The following is a 4496-nucleotide window of genomic DNA, read 5'->3' as shown; positions in this document are numbered from 1 at the left end:
CCCCCCCCCCCCACGGGATCTGGCGCCCACCCACCACTGACCGGCACACCGGGCAAAGCCCCGTTCATGCAAATGAATGGGGCTTTTATGTGTGTTTATGAATGCTTCTCGATAACACACGGCATAATGCACGCCGTGACAAACAGTACTGAATGAACAAGGCGGGCGACGTGTTGAAGAAAACCCTGTTCCAGTTGCACTGGTTTTTCGGCATCAGTGCCGGGCTGGTCCTGGCGTTGATGGGCGTTACCGGTGCGGTGGTGTCTTTCCAGGACGAGATCCTGCGGGCATTGAACCCCGAGGTGCTGACGGTTGAAAAACAACCGGCCGGCGTCCTGCCGCCCGCCGAACTGGTGGAACAGATCGAAGCCGCCTCCGGCAAGACCGTCGCCATGCTCTGGGTCGAGACCGACAGCGGCAATGCCGCGCGGGTGATTTTCACCGCCCCGCCCGGAGAGAAACGCGGGCCGATGCGCTACTTCAACCCTTACAACGCGCAGTTTCTCGGCGATGTGGTGGGCCAGGATTTCTTCGGCCTGATGCTCAGGCTGCACCGCGTCCTGACCCTGGACGACGTGGGCCGGCAGATCACCGGTGCCTGCACGCTGATCCTAGTGTTCTTCTGCTTGTCCGGCCTCTATTTGCGCTGGCCACGCCAGTGGAAAAACTGGCGCGCCTGGCTGACCCTCGACTGGGCGAAAAAAGGCCGCAGCTTCAATTGGGACCTGCACTCCGTCGCGGGCACCTGGTGCCTGCTGTTCTATCTGTTGGCCGCCCTGACCGGGCTGACCTGGTCCTATGAGTGGTACAACAAAGGCCTGACCCGCCTGCTTTCCGATTCGCCCAAGGATGAGCGCGTGCGCACCCGTGGCCCGGCACCGAGCGGCCCGGCGCCGATTGCCGATTACCGGGCCATGTGGAGCAGCATCTACAGCGCCGCCGGCCCCGGCCTGTCCGCCTACAACGTGCGCATGCCGCCGGTGGCCGGGCAACCGGCGACGGTGTTCTACCTGCTCAAGGACGCCCCCCATGACCGCGCCCTGAACCAACTCATGCTCGACCCGGCCACCGGCGTCATCAGCCGTCACAGCCGTTACACCGACAAGAGCCTCAAGGCGCAATTGCTCACCAGCATCTATGCCCTGCATGTCGGCAGTTACTTCGGCCTGGTCGGACGGATCCTGGTGACCGCCGCCGCATTGGCCATGCCGCTGTTTTTCATCACCGGCTGGCTGCTGTACCTGGACCGCCGGCGCAAAAAACGCCAGGTCCGCCAGGCTCGCCAGGCACTTGCCGGCAACCCTGGCGATGCCCCGGCGTGGCTGATCGGCTTTGCCAGCCAGAGCGGCTTCGCCGAGCAACTGGCCTGGCAGACCGCCGGCCAGCTCCAGGCCGCCGGGCTACCGGTGAAGGTCCAGCCGTTGGCCGGCGTCAGCGAGAAGGATCTGAACAACGCCACCCGCGCGCTGTTTGTGGTCAGCACCTTTGGCGACGGAGAAGGACCGGACAGCGCCCGCGGTTTCGAGCGCAAGGTGCTGGGCCAGGCGATGAGCCTGGAACGCCTGCAATACTCGGTACTTGGCCTCGGTGATCGGCAATATGAGAACTTTTGCGGTTTCGCCCGCCGCCTGCACGCCTGGCTCGCGGAGCACGGCGGTAAGACGCTGTTCGCGCCGGTGGAAGTGGACAGCGGCGACCCGTACGCCTTGCGGCACTGGCAACAGCAACTGGCCGAACTGACCGGCCAGCCGCCGGCGGATGCGTGGCAAGCGCCGAGCTTCGAACACTGGACCTTGCGCCAGCGCACCCTGCTCAACCCCGACAGCAGCGGTTCGGGCGTGTACCTGCTTGGCCTCGGCGCCCCCGGCCCGAGCAGCTGGCTGGCCGGTGACCTGGTGGAAATCCTGCCGCGCAATGACCCGTGGGCCATCGAACACTTCCTCGATGGCCTGGGTATCGCCGGTATCGCCCGGGTGCAGGTTGATGGCTTGCAACAGACGCTCGAACAAGCCCTCGCCACGCGTCAACTGCCGGAAAACCGCGCCCACCTGGTGGGCCTGCACGCCCAGGCGCTGGTGGAGGCGTTGGCGCCGCTGGGAATGCGTGAATATTCCATCGCCTCGATCCCCGCCGACGGTGTACTGGAGCTGATCGTACGCCAGGAACGTCACGCCGATGGCAGCCTGGGCATCGGTTCCGGCTGGCTGACCGAGCATGCGCCGCTGGGCAGTCCCATCAGCCTGCGGGTCCGTCGCAACAGCAGCTTCCATCTGCCGCCCCAGGGCGTGCCGATGATTCTGCTGGGCAACGGCACCGGCCTGGCCGGCTTGCGCAGTTTGCTCAAGGCCCGCGTTGCCCAGGGCATGCAGCGCAACTGGCTGCTGTTTGGCGAGCGCAACCGCGAGCATGATTTCCATTGCCGCGACGAACTGCAGGAATGGGTGACCTCCGGCGACCTGGAACGCCTGGACCTGGCGTTCTCCCGGGATCAGGAAAAGAAAATCTACGTCCAGGACCGCCTTCTGGAATCGGCCGCGTTGCTCAAGCAATGGCTGGCCGACGGCGCAGTGATCTATGTCTGCGGCAGCTTGCAGGGGATGGCGTCGGGCGTGGACCACGTGCTCAACCTGGTGCTGGGCCGCGAGGCAGTGGAAAAGCTGATCGAGCAGGGCCGGTATCGGCGGGATGTCTATTGATCCAGGCCACCCGACATCAACCCTGTGGGAGCGAGCCTGCTCGCGAAGGCGATGTGTCAGTTTGCACTTGTGTTGCCTGACCCACCGTTTTCGCGAGCAGCCCCCCCCCCACAAGGGAACTCCATACTTGCCGGATCAAACCGGCTGCAACTTCTTCTCGAACACCGCCACCCCTTCAAGATCGCGCAACACCACGCTCATCGCCCCGCTCTGCCCGTCGATGTTCACTTCGCCAAAGAATTGATAACCGGCAAACGGTGAAGTGTTCTGCGCGGGGGGCGCTTTCTGGAATACCACTTCCGGGCCGAAGGTCTTGTCCAGGGCATTGGGGCCGAAGCTGCCGGCGTTCAGCGGCCCGGCGACAAACTCCCAGAACGGTTCGAAATCCTGGAACGCGGCTTGCTCGGGGTGGTAGTGATGGGCGGCGCAATAGTGCACGTCGGCGGTCAGCCAGACGTAGTTACGCACCTGATGCTTGCGCAGATAACCGAGCAGTTCGGCGATTTCCACTTCCCGCCCCTGGGCCTCGCCCGGATCACCGTTGGCGACCGCTTCCCAACGCGGCACACCAGGGCTGACTTCGCCGTCGGGTACGCCGAGGCCGATGGGCATGTCGGCGGCAATGACTTTCCACTGCGCCCGGGATTGCTTCAGTTCGCGCTTGAGCCAGTTCAGCTGCTCACGCCCGAGGAACGGTTTCGCCGCGCCGAGGTTAGCGTCATTGGCTTCGCGGTAGCTGCGCATGTCGAGCAAGAACACATCGAGCATCGGTCCGTAGCCGAGCTTGCGATAGATCCGTCCACCGTGGTCGGCCTTCTGCAGACGCATCGGCGCATATTCCAGCCAAGCCTGTCGCGCACGGCCTACCAGGCTGTGGATATCCTTGGTCTGGTAGCGCTCGTCCAGTTGCTTGCCCGGCGACCAGTTGTTGACCACTTCATGATCATCCCACTGCCAGATCTGCGGCACTTCGGCGTTGAAGCGACGCACGTTTTCATCCATCAGGTTGTAGCGATAGTTGCCGCGATATTCGTCCAGGGTCTCGGCAACCTTGCTCTTGGCTTCGGTGGTCAGGTTGCGCCAGATGCGCCCGCCCTCGGTGGTGATCTGTGCCGGTACCGGGCCGTCGGCGTAGATGGTGTCGCCGCTGTGGATAAAAAAGTCCGGCAGGCGCAGGCGCATGGCTTCGTAGATACGCATGCCGCCAATGTCCGGGTTGATCCCGAAGCCCTGGCCGACGGTGTCGCCGCTCCAGACAAACCGGATGTTGCGCTTGAACTGCGGCACGCTGCGCAAATGGCCGAGCCAAGGCTCGCTGGCGACACCGCTACGGGCGTCTTCGAAATGCACGCGGTAGAAAATCGCCTGGTCGGGCGGCAGGCCGGTGAGTTCGACCCGGGCGGTGAAATCGCTGCGGCTGTCGGCCAGCGCCGAGACAAAGCGCCGCGGGTTGGAGAACTGGCTGCGGGTGTCCCACTCCACCACCATCCGCGCCGGACGGTCGCTGCGACTCCAGATCATCGCCCGATCGCCCTGCAAGTCGCCCGACTGCACGCCTTCGGTCAGCACCGGCCGGTCCTTGACCGAAGCAATCACCGCCGGCGCCAGCCCCGGCAACAACAAACCGGCACCCACGGCTTGCATTACACGGCGACGGCCCAGGTCGAATTCGCTCATGGTGTTCTCCCTTGAAATGGGAAAACTTAAGCATGGCTGTGTGAAGTGGGTGTGACAGGTAATTTCATGAACATCAATAACCCCTGTGGGAGCGAGCCTGCTCGCGAAAGCGCTGTGTCAGGC

At 64.0% G+C, this 4496-nt stretch carries 2 protein-coding genes; one reads left to right on the top strand and one right to left on the bottom strand.

Annotation, left to right across the window (positions count from 1 at the left end):
- Window positions 1–170: 170 nt before the first annotated feature.
- Complete coding sequence (locus ACE04F_RS01915; protein WP_486104383.1) at window positions 171–2696, top strand: PepSY domain-containing protein; 2526 nt, start codon at window positions 171–173, stop codon at window positions 2694–2696.
- Window positions 2697–2831: 135 nt separating this feature from the next.
- On the opposite strand, the gene ACE04F_RS01910 is transcribed toward ACE04F_RS01915, so the two are convergent.
- Window positions 2832–4373, bottom strand: coding sequence for an alkaline phosphatase D family protein (locus ACE04F_RS01910; protein ID WP_486104359.1), 1542 nt, complete (start codon window positions 4371–4373; stop codon window positions 2832–2834).
- Window positions 4374–4496 lie beyond the last annotated feature (123 nt).

Source organism: Pseudomonas sp. AGC41 (assembly GCF_057334555.1).
Note: the sequence above shows the minus strand (reverse complement) of the source record. Positions and strands in the feature narration are given on the sequence as shown.